Genomic DNA, 21399 nt, shown 5'->3' with positions numbered 1-21399 from the left:
ACTCACAGACGGAACAAGGGTGGTAACGCGAGCGAACCTCGTCCCTTTTTGGGGATGAGGTTTTTTGGTGTTTATTTTTATTATCTGTTACGAAGAAAGGGTTGTAAGCCATGCGTAAAATTGACGTCAAAGAAAAGGCCCGCGCACGTGAACTGCGTGTACTTGGCAAATGGAACGAAGAGCAGACATTTAAAAAATCAATCGAGAACCGTTCGGGTAAACCGAACTTCGTATTCTACGAAGGACCACCTACGGCGAATGGTAAGCCGCATATTGGACACGTATTGGGTCGCGTAATCAAAGACTTTATTGGCCGCTATAAGACGATGTCAGGTTACCGTGTTGTTCGTAAAGCAGGTTGGGATACACATGGGTTGCCGGTTGAACTTGGCGTAGAGAAGCAGCTTGGCATCTCCGGTAAGCAAGAGATCGAGAACTACGGTATCGAAGAATTCGTGAAGAAATGTAAAGCGAGTGTATTCGAGTATGAGAAGCAATGGCGTGAATTAACGGAAGGGATTGCATACTGGACAGATCTCGATCACCCGTACATTACGCTTGAGAACAATTATATTGAGAGTGTGTGGAACATTCTGTCCACGATTCACAAGAAAGGACTTCTCTACCGCGGACATCGCGTGAGCCCGTATTGCCCATGCTGTCAGACGACGCTGAGCTCTCATGAAGTGGCGCAAGGCTATGAAGATGTGAAAGATCTATCGGCAACGGTGAAATTCAGATTGAAGGATCAAGAGGAAGCAATTCTCGCTTGGACGACAACACCTTGGACATTGCCTTCGAACGTAGCACTCGCTGTGAATCCGGAGATGGAATATGTCAAGGTGAAGCAGGACGGCGAAGTACTCATCGTAGCGAAGAACTTGGTAGAGAAAGCGATCAAGGGTGAATACGAAATCGTAGCAACCGTCCTTGGTTCCGATTTGGTTGGTCTCAAATATACGCCGCCAATGCCTTACGTTAGTGTTGAGAACGGTCATTTCGTGATCGCTGGAGATTTCGTTAGTGATACGAGCGGTACAGGGATTGTTCATATCGCACCAGCACACGGGGAAGATGACTATCGTGTATCCCGTCAGAACAATATCAGCATGCTGAATGTGGTGAACGCATCGGGTCGCTATACGGATGAAGTGACGGATTTTGCAGGACGTTTCGTGAAGGATTGCGATATTGATATCGTTAAAATGTTGTCGGAACGCGGATTGCTCTACTCCAAAGAGAAATATGAGCATAGCTATCCATTCTGCTGGCGTTGTAAATCACCTCTCCTTTACTATGCGATGGAGAGCTGGTTCATTCAGACGACAGCGGTGAAGGATCAGTTGATCGCGAACAACAATGGTGTAGACTGGTACCCTGGTCATATCCGTGAAGGACGTTTTGGTAAATTCCTTGAGGATCTCGTGGATTGGAACATCAGCCGGAATCGTTACTGGGGTACGCCGCTTAACGTATGGGTATGTAATTCATGTCATGGCGAATATGCACCGAACAGCCATGCAGACCTGCGCGCGAAATCGGTATCCCCGATTGCTGAAGATCTTGAATTGCATAAGCCTTACGTCGATGAAGTGAAATTACATTGCCCGCATTGTGAAGGCGGCGTGATGGAACGGACTTCCGAAGTGATCGACGTATGGTTCGATAGTGGATCGATGCCGTTCGCACAGCATCATCATCCATTCGAGAATGAGAAGGAATTCGAAGAGCAGTACCCTGCAGATATGATCTGTGAAGGGGTCGACCAGACACGCGGTTGGTTCTACAGTTTGCTGGCTGTATCCACGTTGTATAACGGGAAAGCACCTTACAAAGCGGTTATCTCGACGGGTCATATCCTAGATGAGAACGGTCAGAAGATGTCGAAGAGTAAAGGGAACGTTATCGACCCATGGGAAATCATCGACGAATTCGGAACAGACGCATTCCGTTGGGCGTTACTATCCGATAGTGCGCCTTGGAACACGAAACGCTTCTCGAAGCAAATCGTCGCGGAAGCGAAATCCAAAGTAATCGATACCATCGTGAATACACATGCATTCTTGGCGCTCTATGCCAATATTGATCAATATGATCCTGCAGCACACCCTGAGCGTCCGTCGCAGAACAAGTTGGATCGCTGGATCTTGTCCCGTCTGAACAGCTTAATGCAGCTCGTTAGCAAAGGGCTTGAAGTGAATGACTTCTTGAACCCTGCGAAAGCGATCGAGACTTTCGTGGATGAGATGAGTAACTGGTATATCCGTCGTTCGCGTGACCGCTTCTGGGGCAGCGAAATGACAGAAGATAAAATTTCAGCGTATCAAACGCTTCGTAACGTACTCTTGAACCTGTCCTTACTCATCGCACCGTATGCGCCGCTCGTTGCGGAAGAAGTATACGGCAACCTTGGCGGTACGAAGGAAAGCGTGCATTTGGATGATTATCCGCAAGCGAATCCTGCGTTGATCGATGCACAGCTGGAGCAAGATATGGAGACGGCACGTCAAATTGTTGAGCTTGCGCGTAACGTTCGTAACGAGACGAGCATTAAGACGCGTCAACCGCTGTCCGAATTGATCGTATCGATGGATCGTGCATTTGACCTTGCGGGCTACGAAGCGATCATCAAGGATGAGATCAACGTCAAAGAAATCCGCATCGAGACAAGTGATAACGGCTTCGTTGACTTCAACTTGAAGCTGAACTTGAAAGTAGCGGGTAAGAAGTACGGTAAGAATGTTGGAGCGATCCAGGGGTACCTGAAGGGATTGGACGTAGCAGCTGCGCGTGACATTGTCGAGCAAGGTAAGTTGGCATTCGTCTCAGCAGAAGGCGAAACGCTTGACATTACGAGTGAAGAGCTGCTGATTGAGAAGCAAGCCAAAGAAGGCTTCGCATCGGCTTCAGGCTATCAAATTACTGTCGCACTTAACACGGATATTACACCAGAATTGGAGCAAGAGGGCTGGGTACGCGAGGTCGTTCGTGCGATCCAAGATACGCGGAAGAAGCTTGATCTACCAATCGAGAAGCGCGTAGATCTAACGTTACGTGTTGATGAGGAGCTCCAGGCTGCCATTACCGCATTCGAACATGTTCTTCGTGAGAATGTGTTGGTGGAAGAAGTTCAATTCGGAGAAGTTAGCGGTATGGAGAACGTGGAACTTGGTGAGAAATCCATAGGAATTCACATCGAGAAATAATTACCGGTTTTCCGGGCATAATGAAATAGCAAGCATGAAACAAAGGCGAGCTCAAGTTAGCGATTGAACATTCTGCTAGCGCTTGAGCTCGTTTTTTATTTTCATTATGGAGTGTGAGACGGTTGTCACGTGTCCAGAACGATGAGCAAGAATTAAATCACTTGGAAAAAATACTGGAGAAGATGCATTTGCAAATTGATGCGATTGCACAGAGCATGGAACAGGCGCGTATTGCGGAATATACAGAGCTGCTGCTCAAGCCATGGCGGTTAATTTGGCTGAATGTTCTCTCGGGAATCGCGAAAGGGGTCGGGATTGCGATTGGATTTTCCGTCTTCGCAGCAACGATCGTCTATATCTTGCAGTGGTTGAACCTCTTGAATTTACCGATTGTTGGTGACTATATCGCTGATTTGGTTCGTGTTGTACAGCGACAACTCGAAGGAAAAACGTATTAGCACTGCAGGTGCGTAAATGACTAATCCTCGGTAACGACAATATCCGGTTCTAATAACGGCTCACCTTCGTGTTCTTCAAGGTACTTATGATACTGCTTGTTACGAACGACGGATACATTTTGACCAAATATATCGGTTGCAATGAAGCTTTCGTAAGATTCGACGAAGCCATCCAATTCATCCGAAGCTTCAATCGCCATTTCATCATAATCATCAACATTGTTGCCTTCCGCCATCGCCGGTGTATTGGAGGTTCCCCAGCTCTCGACAATTTGCCAAGCATCCTCGCCGTCAAATCCATTCTGATCTTCTTGGTCATCGAGACTTGTTCGTCCGAATGGCGGATTGAGGAACTGCTCTTCGATCGGGCGATTCTCAGATAAGGCTTGTTCTGGCGAATGCTGGACACAATAGAGGGTATAAGGGATGGCCTGTAACCGGTCAAAAGGGATTGGTTTGCCGCATTCATGGCATATGCCATAATCGCCTTGCTCCATCTGTTCAAGCGCCATATTCACACGAGCTAACCGTCGTTCTTCATTTTCAAGTAGGGCAATGTCTTTGCCGCGTTCGAACATTTCGGTACCAAGGTCTGCAGGATGGTTATCGTTGGTGGACAGTTCGCCTGTGTTGTCTCGCATGGACTCGGCTAATCCGAGGTGGCTGCTCTGATCGAGTCGTTGTTCAAGATCCTTCTTCATCCTGTGAAGGGCTTGTTGAAGTGATCTGAATTGGGAAGAAGATAAGTGCGATTTCTGTGACATCGGTAATACCAGCTCCTTAGTGAGAAGTGATCCCTTGCTTGCTCAGCTTAGCTATGATGAGGTTAGGTTGTGCGGGAAGCGGGTTTTTTAACGGCGGTAATTATTGTGCGGGGATATTGGACGATTACTTTTACGCTATGCTACAATAACGAAGGACAAGGGAAGCCGACTCGCGGTGACTCGTTGTCTATAGATCAGATCGGGGTGACTTACATAGTGATTTATTTTCTAATCGGACTTATTGTGCTTATTCTAGACCAAGTAACGAAATGGATCATTGCTACGAAATTAACAATCGGGGATGAGATTAGTGTTATAGGGAACTTCTTTCTCATTACATCGCATCGGAATCGCGGTGCGGCATTCGGGATTTTGCAGGAGCAGCGTTGGTTCTTCCTGATTATTACCACAGTCGTCGTCTGCGCGATTGTCTGGTATATGCGCCACGTTCGTAAAACGGGCAGTGTAGCACTATTAACGGGTCTAGGTATGATTCTCGGAGGAGCGATCGGCAACTTTTGGGATCGTGCTCTGCATGGGGAAGTCGTCGATTTCTTATTATTTAACTTTGGTAGCTACTCGTTCCCAATTTTCAATATTGCAGATTCGGGTATCGTGATTGGGGTCATTCTGGTCTTAATCGATTCCTTATTCTTTAGCAAAGACAAAGAAAAAGAACTTCCGATACAAAGTGAGGAACAGCAATGAGTGAACAGCAAGAGCAAAGGGGTTCAGAGGCTGACGTTCAGGAATGGACGGTAACCGCTGAAGATCATAAGGAACGTATTGATAAGTATATTACCGAGTCTATAGAAGACAATGTGTCTCGTTCGCAGATCCAGCTCTGGATTCAGGATGGACATGCACTTGTCAATGGTCGGGTTGTCAAATCGAATTATAAGTTGGCTGAAGGAGATCGTATTACCCTAACAATCCCTGAGGTATCGCCGGTGGATATTGTGCCGGAGGACATTCCATTAGATATTGCATATGAAGACCGTGATGTGGTCGTTATCAACAAACCCCGCGGTATGGTTGTTCATCCTGCGCCAGGGCATTCCTCAGGGACGGTCGTGAATGCATTAATGTATCACTGCAAGGATCTATCCGGGATTAACGGCGAGCTGCGTCCAGGTATCGTGCATCGGATTGATAAGGATACTTCAGGTCTGCTGATGGCTGCCAAGCACGATCAAGCGCATGCTTCATTAGCTGCTCAGCTTAAAGATCATTCCGTGACTCGCAAATATATTGCTATTGTGCATGGGAATATTGCGCATGATCATGGGACGATTGATGCACCGATTGGACGGGATGCGGGAGATCGCAAGATGTACACCGTGACGGATAAGAACAGCAAGCATGCCCTAACGCATTTTCTCGTGCTTGAACGCTTCGGGGACTATACGATGGTTGAATTGAAGCTCGAGACCGGTCGTACGCATCAAATCCGTGTTCATATGAAATTTATCGGTCATCCGCTTGTCGGGGATCCAATGTATGGTCGCAGTAAAGGAATGCAAATGGACGGACAAGCCTTGCATGCAGCAGTTCTTGGGTTCGTGCATCCAATGACAGTGAAATACTTGGAATTTGAAGCGCCTTTGCCAGCAGATATGGAGCATTTGCTGGATCGGCTTCGCACGCGTTAACGAGAAAGTACAAATGTTAAGAAGAAAAATCCATTCCTTTTGGGATGGATTTTCTTCATTATTAGTCAGGAGTGAGGTATATGATAAGATATGAGTTTTTCTTTTAAAGGAGAGGTAAGATGATGACGATTGAACAATATCAAGGAACGTATATCCAGAAGAGCTTCGCAAGCCGTATTGGCGGTGAAAACTATGGTAAAGATACAGCAATTTATAAATTCGAGAAGATCAAGCGTGCTAAGGCCGCAGCAAGAAAAGCATTTCCAGATGTTGAACTCATTGACATGGGCGTAGGGGAACCGGACGAAATGGCGCCAGCAGGTATCGTGGTGAAACTCGCGGAAGAAGCGGCCAAGCCAGAAAACCGTGGTTATGCGGATAACGGGATCGCGGAGTTCAAAGAGGCAGCTGCTCGTTATTTGAAGAATGTATTCCAAGTGGATGACATTCATCCTGAGACGGATATCGTACACTCGATTGGATCTAAGCCAGCGCTTGCTATGCTGCCTTCATGCTTCATTAATCCAGGTGATATCACGATTATGACTGTGCCGGGATATCCGATTTTAGGTACACATACGAAATATTTAGGCGGTGAGGTCTATACTGTACCGTTGTTGAAAGAGAACAATTTCTTGCCGAAACTAAATGAAATTCCGGAAGACATCGCGCGTCGTGCGAAGCTCCTATATTTGAACTATCCGAACAATCCAACGGGAGCGAGCGCTACAGTTGAATTGTTCACCGAAGTGGTCGATTGGGCGAAGAAAAATGATGTTGTTGTTGTACATGATGCGCCGTATGCAGCTTTGACCTATGACGGATTGAAGCCGCTTAGCTTCTTATCTGTTCCAGGTGCGAAGGATGTAGGCGTGGAGCTTCATTCCCTCTCGAAATCGTATAACATGACAGGATGGCGGATTGGGTTCGTTGCAGGGAATCCATTGATTGTGAAAGCATTTAGCGATGTAAAAGATAACAATGATTCCGGTCAATTTATTGCGATTCAAAAAGCGGCGGCATACGGGTTAGATAACCCGCAATTGACAGAAGAGATTGCTGCAAAGTATTCGCGTCGTCATGATCTGCTCGTTGCGGCATTGAATGAGATCGGATTCACAGCAAGCAAGCCAAAAGGCTCCTTCTTCTTGTATGTAGAGATGCCTAAAGGCATTAAAGGCGGACAGCAATTCGAGACAGCGGAAGACTTCTCACAGTACCTTATTCGTGAAAAGCTAATCTCCACTGTACCTTGGACGGATGCGGGACACTTCGTACGTTTCTCGGTTACGTTCATTGCGAATGGCATCGAAGACGAGAAGCGCGTGATTGAAGAAATCAAGCGTAGATTAACGGATGTTGAGTTTGAGTTTTAATTCGCGGTCGAACATCTTTGGATTGCTTCGAAAAAGGTTTTCTCACAACCATGGTTGACAAGTGAATAGTAAAGTGGGATAATTCTTGTTAAATGAATAGCACCTTTAAATCAGTCCCGTGAGGCTGGCAAGGTAAACGTCTAAGAAGGATGATTCTACTGAATCGTCCGTCCTGTTCCGCGTATGAACAGACGGGTCGGTAGGGCATGTTTCTATATGAGAACGACTAACGACAACTCCTTGCTTTCGGGCAAGGAGTTTTTTTGTTGGGGTGCTAAGCGATGAAGGAGGCAGCGAAATGACGAATGCAGAGGAAATTGTCATTATGGATGAGACAGCGATCAGACGGGCATTAACTCGGATCGCCCATGAGATTCTGGAGAAGAACAAAGGCATTGAGAATTGTGTACTCGTCGGAATTCGGACGCGGGGTGTGTTCCTCGCAAGAAGGATTGCGGAACGAATCAGTGAGATCGAAGGTACGACAATCTCGATTGGTGAGCTCGATGTTACTTCTTATCGCGACGATCTCTTGAATGAAGATGGCGAGGCGAACATGAAGGCAAGCGAATCGAAGTTCCAAGAACCTCCGCAAGCATTCCCGATTCATAACAAAAAGATCATCCTGTTCGATGATGTGCTTTACACCGGACGCACGATTCGCGCAGCCATGGATTCGATCATGGACAAAGGAAGACCGCAATCGATACAGCTCGCTGTCCTCGCAGATCGCGGACATCGCGAACTTCCGATTCGAGCGGATTTCGTAGGTAAGAACGTACCGACATCCAAAATGGAAGAAATCAGCGTTTCATTGCAAGAATATGACGGATTAGACCAAGTATCCATCATTCAACAAAGGGGGTCATTCGAATGACATTAACAGCATCGAGCATTAAAGAACGCAGTTTGTTGGGATTACATGACTTAAGCAAGAGCGAAATTGAATCCATCCTAGACCGGGCGGCATATTGGGAAGCCCAGCCTAACAAACTGAACCCTGTGTTGAAAGATCACTTTGTTGCAAATATGTTTTTTGAGAATAGTACGAGAACACGGTTTTCCTTCGAAATGGCTGAGAAACGTCTTGGTGCACAAGTGCTGAATTTTGCAGCAGCGGCATCGAGCATGGAAAAAGGCGAATCCATCTACGATACGGTACGGACCCTAGAGTCGATGGGCATTGATGCAGGCGTCATTCGCTTGAAGCCGATCGGTATTCTCCCGCAATTGGCAGCGAAATTGAACATCCCGCTCATTAATGCAGGGGATGGCAACAACGAGCATCCTACGCAAGCATTACTCGACTTGTACACGATGCGCAAGCAATTCGGTAGCCTACAAGGTTTGAATGTATCGATCATCGGAGACATTCAACACAGCCGTGTAGCACGCTCGAATCTGTGGGCATTGAAGAAATTCGGAGCTACAGTGAACTTCTGCGCACCAGAAAGCATGCAAGCACCTGAACTTGCTGAGCATGCAACGTATGTATCGATGGAAGAAGCGCTGCAAGCAGATGTGGTCATGATGCTTCGCGTACAACTTGAGCGTCACACAAACCGCATGATGAAGTTCGCGGATGACTACCGTGAACAGTATGGATTGACGGTCGAGCGCGCAGCCCGCATGAAACAGCATGCCATCATTATGCACCCAGCACCAGTAAATCGTAACGTTGAAATTGATGATGAACTTGTAGAATGTGAGACTTCACGGATCTTCCCGCAAATGTCGAACGGCGTACCGATTCGCATGGCGGTTATGGAACGGGCATTTAAATAGAAGCAGAGGGGACGGTTGACAGATGGGATTGATCATTAAGAACGCAAACGTATTGAATGCAGCAGGAGAATTGGAACTAAAGGATATTACGATTGAAGATAACCGGGTAACCGGAATCATAGATGCAGGATCAGAGGTTGAAGTAAGCGGTGAAGTCATCGATGCAGCGGGCAAACTGGTTGCCCCTGGATTTATCGACATGCATGTGCATTTAAGAGAGCCAGGATTTGAACATAAAGAAACGATTGCGACGGGAACACGTTCCGCAGCAAAAGGCGGGTACACGACAATCGCATGTATGCCAAATACACGCCCAGTCATCGATACACCTGAGACGATCAAATTGGTCCTCGACAAAGCTGCGACAGAAGGTATCGTCCGCGTACTGCCTTATGCAGCGATCACGAAGAATGAATTAGGTCGCGAGTTAACAGACTTCGCAGCGCTCAAAGAAGCGGGTGCCATCGGATTTACAGATGATGGTGTCGGCGTACAGAACGCTCAAATGATGAAGGATGCGATGACCTTAGCGGCTTCCATGAATATGCCGGTCATCGCGCACTGTGAAGATGAATCTCTTGTGGTTGGTGCGGCAGTGAATGAAGGAACTTTTGCGAAGAAGCATGGTCTGAAAGGCATTCCGAATGAATCCGAGGCGATTCATGTTGGTCGCGACTGCTTACTAGCTGAAGCAACAGGCGTACACTATCATGTGTGCCACGTGAGTACAGAGCAATCGATTCGCTTAATTCGCCAAGCGAAGCAGTTCGGTGTGAAAGTAACCGCTGAGGTATGCCCGCATCACCTCTTGTTATCGGAAGAAGATATTCCGAGTATGGATGCGAACTGGAAGATGAACCCGCCGCTTCGTTCTCCGCGTGATGTACAAGCTTGTATCGAAGCGCTGGAAGATGGAACAATCGACATGATCGTTACGGATCATGCACCGCATAGCCAAGAAGAGAAAGCCAAAGGGATGCAGCTCGCACCATTCGGAATCGTAGGATTTGAGACGGCCTTCCCACTGCTATATACGAAATTCGTCGCAACAGGCAAATGGACATTAGACTTCCTCGTAAAACGTATGACTGCGGATCCAGCACGAGTATTCGGACTTGAGACAGGGAAACTTGAAATTGGAGCCATCGCAGATATTACGATCGTAGATTTAGAGTCTGTGCAAGGCGTAAATCCAGAGACATTCTTATCCAAAGGACGCAATACGCCATTCACAGATTGGCAATTAAAAGGTTGGCCTGTAGCGACAATCGTCGATGGCAAGCTGGTCTGGTCAGCGGAATAATAAATTTTTCACAAATATAGCTCGTATGTAGCTATGCATAAGTATGCAAAATAAAGTATAATTATCATGTTAGGTTTTATTTTACTCGAAGGGTTGTGTTACGAATGCAAGCAAGATTGTTGTTAGAAGACGGCACACTGTTTACTGGGAAAGCATTTGGTGCAGAGGGACAGTCGACAGGTGAGGTTGTATTTAATACAGGGATTACAGGGTACCAAGAGGTTATTTCTGACCCATCCTACTGTGGACAAATCGTTACTATGACACATCCATTGATCGGAAACTACGGGATTACACGTGACGATTTCGAGTCCATCCGTCCATACATTCATGGCTTCGTCGTACGCCGTCATGAGCCGGTGCCTAGTAACTGGCGTGCACAATATACGTTAGATTCTTTATTGAAAGAGTACGGCATTGTGGGGATCAGCGAGATTGATACACGGATGTTGACACGTATCCTACGTAATCACGGAACAATGAAAGGAATTCTGACAACGGGTAATATGCCTGTAGAAGAGTTGAAAGAAATGCTAGGTGTGTCTGAGATGATGCGCGACCAAGTGGCACGCACTTCGACCAAAGGTTCCTTTAGCAGCCCTGGCGACGGCGAGCGTATCGTATTGATCGACTATGGCGCGAAGAGTGGGATCTTACGCGAGCTAACGAAACGCGGATGTGATGTGGTGGTTGTGCCTCACGATACAACAGCAGAAGAAATTCGCAGACTGAAACCAGACGGCATTCAATTGTCGAACGGCCCTGGGGACCCGAAAGATGTACCGCATGCCGTTGCAACGCTTAAGGAATTGCTCGGTGAGTTCCCAATCTTCGGCATTTGCTTAGGACATCAATTGTTCGCACTCGCTTGTGGCGCAGATACGACACGACTTAAGTTCGGTCACCGTGGTGGTAACCATCCGGTTAAAGAGCTTGCATCGAACCGCTGCTTCATTACTTCCCAGAACCACGGCTATACGGTGCTTGAGGACTCTATTATTGGTACAGAGCTCGAAGTGACACACATCAATAACAACGATAAGTCCATTGAAGGATTAAAACATAAGAAATACCCAGTATTCACGGTTCAATACCATCCGGAAGCTGCACCAGGACCTTACGATAACAGCTACTTGTTCGATCAATTCATTGAGATGATCCGTGAACATAAAGCTGCAAATCCAAAGGCACCTCGTCAAGCTGAAATCGTCGCTGCCATGAAAGGAGATCTATAATATGCCTAAAAATACTGAACTGAAGAAGATTCTCGTCATTGGTTCCGGTCCGATTGTGATCGGGCAAGCAGCAGAGTTCGACTATGCTGGTACACAAGCTTGTCAAGCACTTAAAGAAGAAGGTCTCGAAGTTGTCTTGATCAACAGCAACCCAGCGACCATCATGACAGATACGAATATGGCTGATAAAGTATACATCGAGCCGATTACGCTTGAATTCGTAACGCAGATTATTCGTCAAGAGCGTCCAGATGGATTGCTTCCAACGCTTGGCGGACAGACAGGTCTGAACATGGCGGTTGAACTTGCGAAGGCAGGCGTACTCGAGCGCGAGAACGTGAAATTGCTCGGTACACAGCTGACAGCGATTGAGAAAGCGGAAGATCGTGACTTGTTCCGCGACTTAATGCGTGAGCTTGAGCAGCCTGTGCCTGAGAGTGTAATCGTAACTTCAGTGCAAGAAGCTGTTGATTTCGCAAATGAAATCGGCTACCCGATCATCGTTCGTCCTGCTTATACACTCGGCGGTACAGGCGGCGGGATTTGTGCGAATGAAGAAGAACTGCTTGAGACGGTTGCTTCAGGGATTCGTTACAGCCCTATCAACCAATGTCTCATCGAGAAAAGTATTGCAGGAATGAAAGAAGTCGAATACGAGGTTATGCGTGATGCGAACGACAACTGTATCGTCGTATGCAACATGGAGAATTTCGACCCGGTTGGCGTACATACCGGCGATAGTATCGTCGTTGCGCCAAGCCAAACCTTGTCTGACCGCGAATATCAAATGCTGCGTTCCGCATCACTTAAGATCATTCGTGAATTGAATATTGAAGGCGGATGTAACGTGCAGTTCGCGCTTGATCCTCTCAGCTTCCAATACTATGTCATTGAAGTGAATCCGCGTGTCAGCCGCTCTTCGGCACTCGCATCCAAAGCTACGGGCTACCCGATTGCGAAGATGGCAGCGAAAATCGCAGCAGGTTATACATTAGATGAACTTATTAACCCGGTTACGGGCCAAACTTATGCATGCTTCGAGCCAACACTGGACTACATCGTAACGAAGATTCCACGTTGGCCGTTCGATAAATTTATCTCCGCGAACCGTAAACTCGGCACGCAAATGAAAGCAACAGGCGAAGTCATGGCGATTGGCCGGACATTCGAAGAATCGATTCACAAAGCTGTTCGTTCCCTGGAGATCGGTGTGAACCGCATCTACTTGAAGGATGCTGAGACACTGGATGAAGCAACGCTGAACCTACGTCTTGAGAAGCCGGACGATGAGCGTATGTTCTTGGTGGCAGAAGCTTTCCGCAGAGGCTACACGCTGCAGCAAATCCAAGACTTAACGAAAATCGACTGGTGGTTCCTTGATAAAATCGAAGGTATCGTGAAGTTCGAGGCGTTGATCACACAAGAGACAAACCTTAGCTACGAGACTTTGTATGAAGCGAAACGCAAAGGCTTAACAGACCGTTCGATCGCAGAGATCAGACGCAACGCGAACCCTGAGCTGTCGATGACGCAAGAAGCAGATGTACGCAGCTTCCGTCTTGAGCACAACTTGAAGCCTGTATACAAAATGGTTGATACGTGCGCAGCAGAGTTCGAAGCGACAACACCTTACTACTATTCAACGTATGAGACAGAGAACGAAGTGATCGAGACGCCGAAAGAGAAGATCGTCGTACTTGGATCAGGTCCAATCCGGATTGGTCAAGGGATTGAGTTTGACTACTCGACAGTACATGCGGTATGGGCGATCCAAAGTGCAGGTTACGAAGCTGTCATCATCAATAATAACCCAGAGACAGTATCGACAGACTTTAATACATCTGACCGACTCTACTTCGAGCCGTTGTTCTTCGAAGATGTTATGAACGTAATCGAGCAAGAGAAACCGATTGGCGTTATCGTACAATTCGGTGGCCAGACGGCAATCAACTTGGCAGCACCACTAAAGAAAGCTGGCGTGCGTATCCTAGGAACAAGCTTAGAGAGCATTGATGAGGCGGAAGATCGTAAGAAATTCGAAGCCCTTCTGTCCCGCTTAAATATTGCACAACCACAAGGTAGCACGGTTACTTCGGTTGATGAAGCTGTTGCCATCGCGCAAGGTCTTGGTTATCCGGTACTCGTACGTCCATCTTACGTCTTAGGCGGCCGCGCAATGGAGATCGTATACTCCGATGAAGAATTGCTAGGGTACATGGAGCAAGCGGTGAAGATCAACCCAGACCATCCGGTCTTGATCGACCGCTATATGTTAGGTAAAGAAGTGGAAGTTGATGCCATCTGCGACGGCGAGACGGTATTGATTCCGGGGATTATGGAGCACATCGAACGCGCAGGGGTTCACTCCGGTGACTCGATTGCGGTGTATCCTCCACAACATTTAGCGCCACACTTGAAACAACAAGTGATTGATATTACAATCAAGATTGCCAAAGAGCTGAAAACGATCGGATTGGTCAACATCCAGTTCGTCATCTTCAAAGATCAAGTGTATGTGATCGAGGTGAACCCGCGCTCATCCCGTACGGTACCGTTCCTAAGCAAAGTAACGAGCATCCCAATGGCGAATCTCGCAACGAAGGCGATTCTCGGAACGAAGCTTGCGGATCTTGGTTACGTCGATGGATTATGGCCGGAAGATGACTATGTATCGGTAAAAGTACCGGTATTCTCCTTCGCGAAATTGCGCCGTGTTGAACCGACCCTTGGACCGGAAATGAAGTCGACAGGGGAAGTTATGGGCCGCGATGTGAATTATGCAAAAGCATTGTACAAAGGTCTTGTGGGATCTGGCATGCGTATCCCGCCAACAGGTGCGATCATCGCAACGGTGGCGGATAAGGATAAAGATGAAGCGGTTGAGATTCTACGCGGCTTCTACAATATGGGCTACAAAATCATTGCAACAGGCGGAACGGCAGCAGCGCTTGAAAAAGCTGGCATGATCGTAACGAACGTGAACAAGCTAAGCGAAGGCACACCGAACATCCTGGATATGATTCGTAATGGACAGGCGCACTTTGTTGTCAATACATTGACGAAAGGGAAGACCCCTGAACGTGATGGATTCCGGATTCGCCGCGAAGCGGTTGAGAACGGTGTGGTATGTATGACATCGCTAGATACGGTTAGCGCATTGCTAGAGATGCTCGAGTCAATCAATTTCTCAACTCGCAGCATGCCAGCATTCCACGGTCAATAAGATCAGCCTTGATCAGCAGTTCGAAGATGAATGATCGAAATAAAAACAAGGAGGAGAGCCGTAAACGATGAGTCATCGAGATGAAGTAGCAGGTCGCATTATGGTCGCGCTCGATTATCCGAAAGCGTCAGAGGCGCGTGAGCTATTACAACAATTACAGGGTATTCCTTGTTATATGAAGGTGGGCATGCAGCTCTATTACGCTGAAGGCCCTGCATTCGTGCGCGAGCTGAAGGAACTAGGCTACAAAGTATTCCTAGATTTGAAATTACACGATATTCCGAACACGGTAAAGAGCGGTGCGAACAGTATTACGAAGCTTGGCGTGGACATGATTAATGTCCACGCAGCAGGCGGCGTAGAGATGATGGCTGCGGCTATGCAAGGTGTGAATGAAGCATTAGAAGAGAACCCTGCATTAGACAAGCCTATCGTCATCGCTGTGACACAGCTTACTAGTACAAGCCAAGACATGCTGAACAACGAGATAGGCATCGCGGGATCGGTCGCAGAATCCGTTGTTAGTTATGCCAAATTCACGAAGCAAGCGGGCCTTGACGGAGTCGTGGCTTCACCGCTAGAAGTGGAAATGATCAAGGAAGCTTGCGGCAGCGACTTCAAGACGATTACCCCTGGCATTCGTCCTGCGGGCAGTGCGCTTGGTGATCAGACGCGTGTCATGACACCGAAGCAAGCTTTTGAACAAGGGACAGATTTTGTTGTTATCGGTCGTCCGATTACGACCGCTGCGAACCCTAGAGAAGCGATTGAGAATATTATTGAGGAGCTGATTTGAACGTGATTACTTTGGAACAAATCCCTGCACAAATTGCGAAGCATCTATTAACAATTGAGGCGGTGGCTTTGCGGCCGAATCAGCCGTTCACTTGGACTTCAGGTATCAAATCGCCAATCTACTGCGACAATCGCTTGACGATGTCCTTCCCGGAAATCCGCGAGACGATTGCCGAAGGATTCGCAGCCATCATTCGTGCGCAGTATCCGGATGCAGAAGTCATTGCAGGAACTGCAACAGCTGGTATTCCGCATGCTGCATGGGTAGCACAGAAGTTGAACCTGCCGATGGCATACATTCGTGACAAAGCGAAAGGTCACGGCAAAGAGAACTTGATCGAAGGTGTGATCAAGCCAGGTCAGAAGGTTGTAGTGATCGAGGACTTGATCTCTACCGGTGGAAGTTCGCTCAAAGCAGCGGTTGCTGTGAAGGAAGCAGGCGCAACGCCGCTTGGCGTCCTCGCGATTTTCAGCTATCAATTGGATAAAGCAACATCAGCTTTCGAAGAAGCTGGCATTCCACTTCAGACATTGTCCAACTATACGGCACTCATGGATGTGGCGGTAGAGCTTGGCTATGTACAAGCGGAAGATCTAGCGACATTAAAAGCATGGCGTGAAGATCCGACTTCGTTCGGTAAATAAGATTCGACTCTTAAATGAAGAGCCAAATGACTATGTAGCTTATAGTTATTTTGGCTCTTTTTGTCGTTGTTACCGAACAACGTAGTATATAAGACGTGCTCCGCGCCGTTTTCACACTTTCTACTTTATGGAAAAAACATTAAACTTTTGTCTATAATTATGAAAATAAGTTAATTGATTTGTAACTTTTTGCTAGGTCATATCGTTTATAATTCAGGAGTAATCCATCCTTGGGTCAATAATAGTCAAAGGGGGAGCGGGCAATATTATGGCTTGGTTCCGAAAACGATCTGTAGACACACCGGACATAACAACGGACACTGCATCAGATTACATAGAACATGTAGAAGAAATAGTAGAACGATCTGAGGAATCGCCTGCTAGATTGCTAGATACGGAGCCTATTCTCGTCGTGAATCAAGTGGAACGCTTTTTTCCTGTAGGGAATCAGCAATTGCATGTCCTGAAAGGCATCCAAATGGAGGTGCTACCAGGACAACTCGTCATGCTTAAAGGAAGATCGGGTTCGGGGAAAACAACGCTGTTGAACATTCTAGGAGGGCTAGACCAGCCTTCATCGGGCGAAGTTTTTTTCCGCGGAAACCCATTTCATAAGTGGGATGATGATAAGCGTACACTAGCGCGTCGAATGGATATCGGCTTTATCTTTCAGGCGTTTGCACTCATGCCATTGTTATCTGCTTGGGAGAATGTAGAGCTATCGCTTCGTATGGCGAATGTGCCGAAGAATGAATGGAAGAGCCGCGTCGAGCATTGTCTCGATCTTGTTGGGCTGTCCAGTCGTATGCATCACCGCCCATTTGAGCTATCGGGGGGAGAACAGCAGCGTGTTGCGATTGCGAAGGCGATTGCACACCGTCCGCGTCTCTTACTCGCCGATGAGCCGACGGCGGAGCTAGACTCCCAGATGGGAGCACAGATTATGGCCGTATTTAGAAACATTATTCGAACTGAACAAGTGTCAATATGTATGACGACACACGATCCTACAATTTTGGAGGTTGCGGACCATGTCTATGAAATGGTTGACGGGAAATTCATCTAAATCAGGGAGGAGGCTGCGCCAGATTCTACTTGTATCCCTTTGTGGAGCAATGATGATGACGGCAGGCTGTTCATTACTTCCGAAGGAAGATGCAGAGGAAGTATTGCCGACCATTACACCGCCGAAAATCTCCCAAAAACCGGAGTATGAAGTAACCAAGGGGACGATTGAAACCAAGGTAACAGCAAGCGGCAGATTAATGTCTCAGCAAGAAGAGACGATGTTCTTCACAGCAGATGGCAAACGCATCAAGAATGTCCTTGTGAAGAACGGAGACAAAGTAACACAAGGTCAAGTGCTCGTCGTTCTGGATATGGAGGATATGCAGAAGGATCTTCGGAAGAAGAAACTCGCGTTCCGTAAAGACGAGATCAATATGAAAGAAACACTTCGTCAGAAAGATCAGATGGATCCGGTCGAATTCGAACAGGCTTCGATCGTATTCGAAGAGAGTCGCCAAGCGATTACGGACCTCGAGAATGAAATTGCAAAAGGGACACTGGTCGCTCCGTTCAGCGGAACGATCGTCTCATTGAACGCAGAGAAGGGTTCGTTGGTCAAGGCTTATGACCCGATTGCGATCATCGCAGATACGTCCCGTCTTGCTGTAGCAGCATCTGTTACGAAAGATGACTTGAAGCAAGTTGCTGTCGGCATGGAAGTGAATGTAGATATTAATACGGTTGGCAAGACGCTCAAAGGTAAAGTGAAGCAGTTGCCTCAAGCCAAGGAAGATTCAGGCAATGGTGGACCAGGCGGAGGCCAGAAGCCAGAGAAGCTGGAAGACTTCCTTCTCGTACAGCTGGATAATATGCCAAAAGGCTTAACTCGAGGCACACCGCTGAGTATTGCTGTTATTACGCTGCGTCGAGATAACGTCGTGACCATTCCGCAATCTGCACTGCGTTCCATTGGTTCCCGGACGTATGTCCAAGTTGTGGATGAGAATGGGAAGCGGGAAGTCGACGTTGAAGTCGGACAACAGTCAACAACGGATGTGGAAATTGTGAAAGGCCTTACCCCAGGACAGAAAGTAGTGGGTCGCTAATGGGTATTCCACTGCTACGATTTTTGTTCCGCAAGATGTGGAACACCCGTTGGATGACGCTAAGCACGCTATTAGGCCTTATTGTTGCCGTATCGTTCACGGTGAGTATTCCGATGTATGCGGACGGTTCACTCAAGCGCGTTGTGGCGAAGTCACTCCAAGAGAAGAGCGACGGTCTGCCTGCCGGATCGCTATTGTTAAGATATCAAGCACCAGGTGGTACGAAGACGGATATCAATTCACTGAAGTCAGTTGATGATTTTATTCGCGATCAGGTTCCAATTGAGATTGGGTTCCCGCATCAAGTCTATGTCAGCAACAAAGGAATCCGGGCAACGGAAATATCACCCGTTGATTCAACGAAGGTAGATACGAGTCGTGTCCGTACAATGGGATTAGGATCGCTCACGGGTCTTCAAGACAAGACGGAGATTGCGCTAGGTAAGATGTATTCCGATTCACATGATGGGGATACCGTTGAAGCGGTAATTCTCGATGAGGCAATGTACCGGAACGATCTACATGTTGGCGATGTATTCGAATATCCCGTATATAGCGGTCTGGATCTCGTACTGAAGGTAAAGATTGTCGGTACGGTGAAGGCCAAGAATGATACGGATGCTTACTGGTATCAAGGGCAAGAAAGCCTCATGAACACGTTCTTTATCAGTGACAAGGTATTTAATGATTATATTCTCAAAGAATCCAAGGTCCCGTTAAATCAAGCAAGCTGGTACTATGCATTTGATCTGCGGGAAGTGAAGACGAGTCAGCTGACGCCGCTTGGCAATACGCTTGATCGTCTCAAAATTGAGCTCTACCAACATCTGAAAGATACGAAGATGGAAATGTCGTTTGCCGATGTGTTGGATGAATTTAAGGTGCAAAGTCTGCAGCTTCAGACCTTGCTCTTCACGCTAGCGGCGCCAATGATCGCAATGGTGTTCTACTTCATTGCGATGAATGCTAGGCAGGCACTGGATAAGCAGCGCAGCGATATTGCGGTATTGCGAAGCCGCGGGGCGGGCACAAGGCAGATTTCAATGATGTATCTCATCGAAGGGGTATTCCTCGGAATCATCGCGCTGATTATCGGGCCTTTCGTCGGATGGTTCATGGCGAAGAGTATCGGTTCTGCGAATGGATTCTTAACTTTCGTAGATCGTCAATCCATTCCTGTCGGACTGAACTCGCAGGCGATAATATACGGTGCAGTTGCCGTGTTGATCGCGATTATTGCGAGTGTTATCCCGGCGGTTGTATTTGCCAGAGCATCGATTGTAAGTTATAAGCAGAAGCTGGCGCGGTCGGATCAGAAGCCTTTCTGGCAGCGTTGGTATCTAGATATTGTTTTGTTAGCGATCGCTGGGTATGGCTATTACATGTTTAATCAAAGACAGCTATTAACCTTCCAGACCGGGATGACGACGGACCAATTACAAGTGAATCCGTTCCTGTTCTTCGTTCCGGCGTTATCGATTTTTGCATTTGGTTTGTTCTTCTTGCGTTTATTCCCATGGATCTTACGATTCGTGACATGGATTGCGAAGAAAGTGCTCCCAGTACCGTTGTACTTGACGATCACACAGCTCTCCCGTTCAGCGACCTCGTATTATCCGCTCATGATCTTGTTGATTCTAACGCTCGGGCTTGGGGTGTACAATGCATCCGCAGCACGAACGATCGATACGAACTCGACAGAACGTACTTTGTATAAATACGGTGCAGACGTGATTATGCAAGCGGTGTGGGAAGGTTATTCGGAAGTGAATCCGGATGATCAGAAGAATGGCGGCGGTGGAAAAGGCGGTCAGCCCGGGCAAGGCCAGAAGCCAAGTAAGATCATTTATAATGAACCTCCATTCGAAGTATTCAAGCATTTGAAAGGGGTCGAGGCGGCGACTCGTGTGCTGGAGACCAAGGGCAGCGTAAGCGTGTCGGGGACATCGATCGGCAACGGGAATATTCTTGGAATCGATAATGTAGATTTCTCCAAAGTCGCATGGTTCCGCAATGACTTGTTCCCTGTTCATCCGTTCAATTATTTGAACCTGCTTGGCTCTTATGAGAACGCGGTGATCATTCCTTCAAATGTAGCGAAAAAGTACCAGATCAAACCGGGCGATGTTGTCAACATCTCGCTTCAGAATCAGCCAATCGAATTTGTGGTTGTAGGCGTTCTGCCGTATTGGCCGACGCAATATCCGAAGCAGACGCCGTTCTTCATTACGAATCTGGATTATATCTATGACCAAGTACCGCTCATTCCGTACAAAGTGTGGTTGAAAATGGAGCCGAAGGCACTCGTTGCGCCGCTCATCGATGAATTAGCGAAGAACAACATCGAGCTTGCGACGATTGATGATGTGCGGACAGAACTTGTGAAGCAGAATAAGCATCCACAGCGCGGCGGCGTATTTGGAATTCTAAGTCTCGGTTTCCTCGTATCAGTCATTATTTCATTAATTGGGTATTTGTTATTTTGGTTCTTCAACCTATCGGGACGCGTCGTTCAGTTCGGCGTACTGCGTGCGATGGGACTATCAAGGAAGCAGTTGACAGGGATGCTGCTCTTAGAGCAGATTTTCACAGCAGGACTGTCCATTGTGCTCGGGGTATTAATCGGTAAATTATCCAGTATTCTGTTCTTGCCATTCCTGCAGACGACGGAAAATGTGAATATGCAGGTGCCTCCGTTCCGAATTGTATTCGAGAATAAGGATACGACGCAGTTGTACATTGTTGTAGGCGTTATGATGGTAACCGGGGCTGCGCTCTTGTTCATGCATATTCGTCGATTACGCGTGCATCAAGCCGTCAAAATGGGAGAGGAGCGTTAAACG

General features: G+C 47.4%; 16 protein-coding genes and 1 other annotated feature (1 of these 17 cut by a window edge). Of the genes, 15 read left to right on the top strand and 1 reads right to left on the bottom strand.

The features are described from left to right. Positions 1-49: a binding site (T-box leader), on the top strand; it begins 231 nt to the left of the window's first position. 61 nt (positions 50-110) lie between these two features. Both ileS and C558_RS0112725 read left to right on the top strand, forming a co-directional pair. Next, the gene (gene ileS / locus C558_RS0112730; RefSeq protein WP_018756662.1) at positions 111-3206 is read left to right on the top strand and encodes an isoleucine--tRNA ligase; all 3096 of its coding nucleotides are present in this window, start codon (positions 111-113) and stop codon (positions 3204-3206) included. Between the two features lie 182 nt (positions 3207-3388). Then, on the top strand, positions 3389-3664 hold the full coding sequence (locus tag C558_RS0112725; protein WP_245583798.1) for a DUF5665 domain-containing protein: 276 nt from the start codon (positions 3389-3391) through the stop codon (positions 3662-3664). Between the two features lie 20 nt (positions 3665-3684). On the opposite strand, the gene C558_RS0112720 is transcribed toward C558_RS0112725, so the two are convergent. Then, entirely contained in the window at positions 3685-4428 is a 744-nt protein-coding gene (locus C558_RS0112720) for a TraR/DksA C4-type zinc finger protein (protein ID WP_018756660.1), read from the bottom strand. A gap of 69 nt (positions 4429-4497) precedes the next feature. Here C558_RS0112720 and lspA point away from each other — a divergent pair, with 69 nt between their 5' ends. The 13 genes from lspA to C558_RS0112655 all read left to right on the top strand — a co-directional run bounded on the left by lspA (position 4498) and on the right by C558_RS0112655 (position 21396). Then, positions 4498-5136, top strand: coding sequence for a signal peptidase II (gene lspA, locus C558_RS0112715; RefSeq protein WP_018756659.1), 639 nt, complete (start codon positions 4498-4500; stop codon positions 5134-5136). Further along, positions 5133-6080 (top strand): RluA family pseudouridine synthase, encoded by a 948-nt coding sequence (locus C558_RS0112710; protein ID WP_018756658.1) that lies wholly within the window; start codon positions 5133-5135, stop codon positions 6078-6080. The genes lspA and C558_RS0112710 overlap by 4 nt, the downstream gene beginning before the upstream one ends. A 122-nt stretch (positions 6081-6202) precedes the next feature. Further along, positions 6203-7456, top strand: a complete 1254-nt coding sequence (locus C558_RS0112705; RefSeq protein ID WP_026263893.1) for an LL-diaminopimelate aminotransferase — start codon at positions 6203-6205, stop codon at positions 7454-7456. A gap of 298 nt (positions 7457-7754) precedes the next feature. Further along, positions 7755-8333, top strand: coding sequence for a bifunctional pyr operon transcriptional regulator/uracil phosphoribosyltransferase PyrR (pyrR, locus tag C558_RS0112700; protein WP_018756656.1), 579 nt, complete (start codon positions 7755-7757; stop codon positions 8331-8333). Further along, positions 8330-9241, top strand: coding sequence for an aspartate carbamoyltransferase catalytic subunit (locus tag C558_RS0112695; protein WP_018756655.1), 912 nt, complete (start codon positions 8330-8332; stop codon positions 9239-9241). Before pyrR ends, C558_RS0112695 begins: the two co-directional genes overlap by 4 nt. Positions 9242-9263: 22 nt before the next feature. Further along, positions 9264-10544, top strand: a complete 1281-nt coding sequence (locus C558_RS0112690) for a dihydroorotase (RefSeq protein WP_018756654.1) — start codon at positions 9264-9266, stop codon at positions 10542-10544. Positions 10545-10648: 104 nt separating this feature from the next. Continuing rightward, on the top strand, positions 10649-11779 hold the full coding sequence (locus tag C558_RS0112685) for a carbamoyl phosphate synthase small subunit (RefSeq protein ID WP_018756653.1): 1131 nt from the start codon (positions 10649-10651) through the stop codon (positions 11777-11779). A gap of 1 nt (position 11780) precedes the next feature. Then, positions 11781-15002 carry a carbamoyl-phosphate synthase large subunit gene (carB, locus tag C558_RS0112680; RefSeq protein ID WP_018756652.1) on the top strand — a complete coding sequence of 1074 codons (3222 nt, stop codon included), beginning with the start codon at positions 11781-11783 and terminating at the stop codon, positions 15000-15002. Positions 15003-15069: 67 nt separating this feature from the next. After that, positions 15070-15798: an orotidine-5'-phosphate decarboxylase gene (pyrF, locus tag C558_RS0112675; protein WP_018756651.1), complete on the top strand. Its 729-nt coding sequence runs from the start codon at positions 15070-15072 to the stop codon at positions 15796-15798. A 2-nt stretch (positions 15799-15800) separates the two neighbouring features. Further along, positions 15801-16442, top strand: a complete 642-nt coding sequence (gene pyrE / locus C558_RS0112670; protein WP_026263892.1) for an orotate phosphoribosyltransferase — start codon at positions 15801-15803, stop codon at positions 16440-16442. A gap of 268 nt (positions 16443-16710) precedes the next feature. Continuing rightward, the gene (locus tag C558_RS0112665) at positions 16711-17508 is read left to right on the top strand and encodes an ABC transporter ATP-binding protein (protein WP_018756649.1); all 798 of its coding nucleotides are present in this window, start codon (positions 16711-16713) and stop codon (positions 17506-17508) included. Further along, positions 17474-18556, top strand: a complete 1083-nt coding sequence (locus tag C558_RS0112660; RefSeq protein ID WP_026263890.1) for an efflux RND transporter periplasmic adaptor subunit — start codon at positions 17474-17476, stop codon at positions 18554-18556. Before C558_RS0112665 ends, C558_RS0112660 begins: the two co-directional genes overlap by 35 nt. Further along, positions 18556-21396 (top strand): ABC transporter permease, encoded by a 2841-nt coding sequence (locus tag C558_RS0112655; protein WP_018756647.1) that lies wholly within the window; start codon positions 18556-18558, stop codon positions 21394-21396. The genes C558_RS0112660 and C558_RS0112655 overlap by 1 nt, the downstream gene beginning before the upstream one ends. The last annotated feature ends 3 nt before the right edge of the window (positions 21397-21399 follow it).

It is taken from the genome of Paenibacillus terrigena DSM 21567 (assembly GCF_000374845.1).
GTDB classification, from domain to species: Bacteria; Bacillota; Bacilli; order Paenibacillales; family Paenibacillaceae; genus Paenibacillus_K; species Paenibacillus_K terrigena.
The sequence above is the reverse complement of the archived record's forward strand: the minus strand, read 5'-3'. Positions and strand labels throughout refer to the sequence as shown.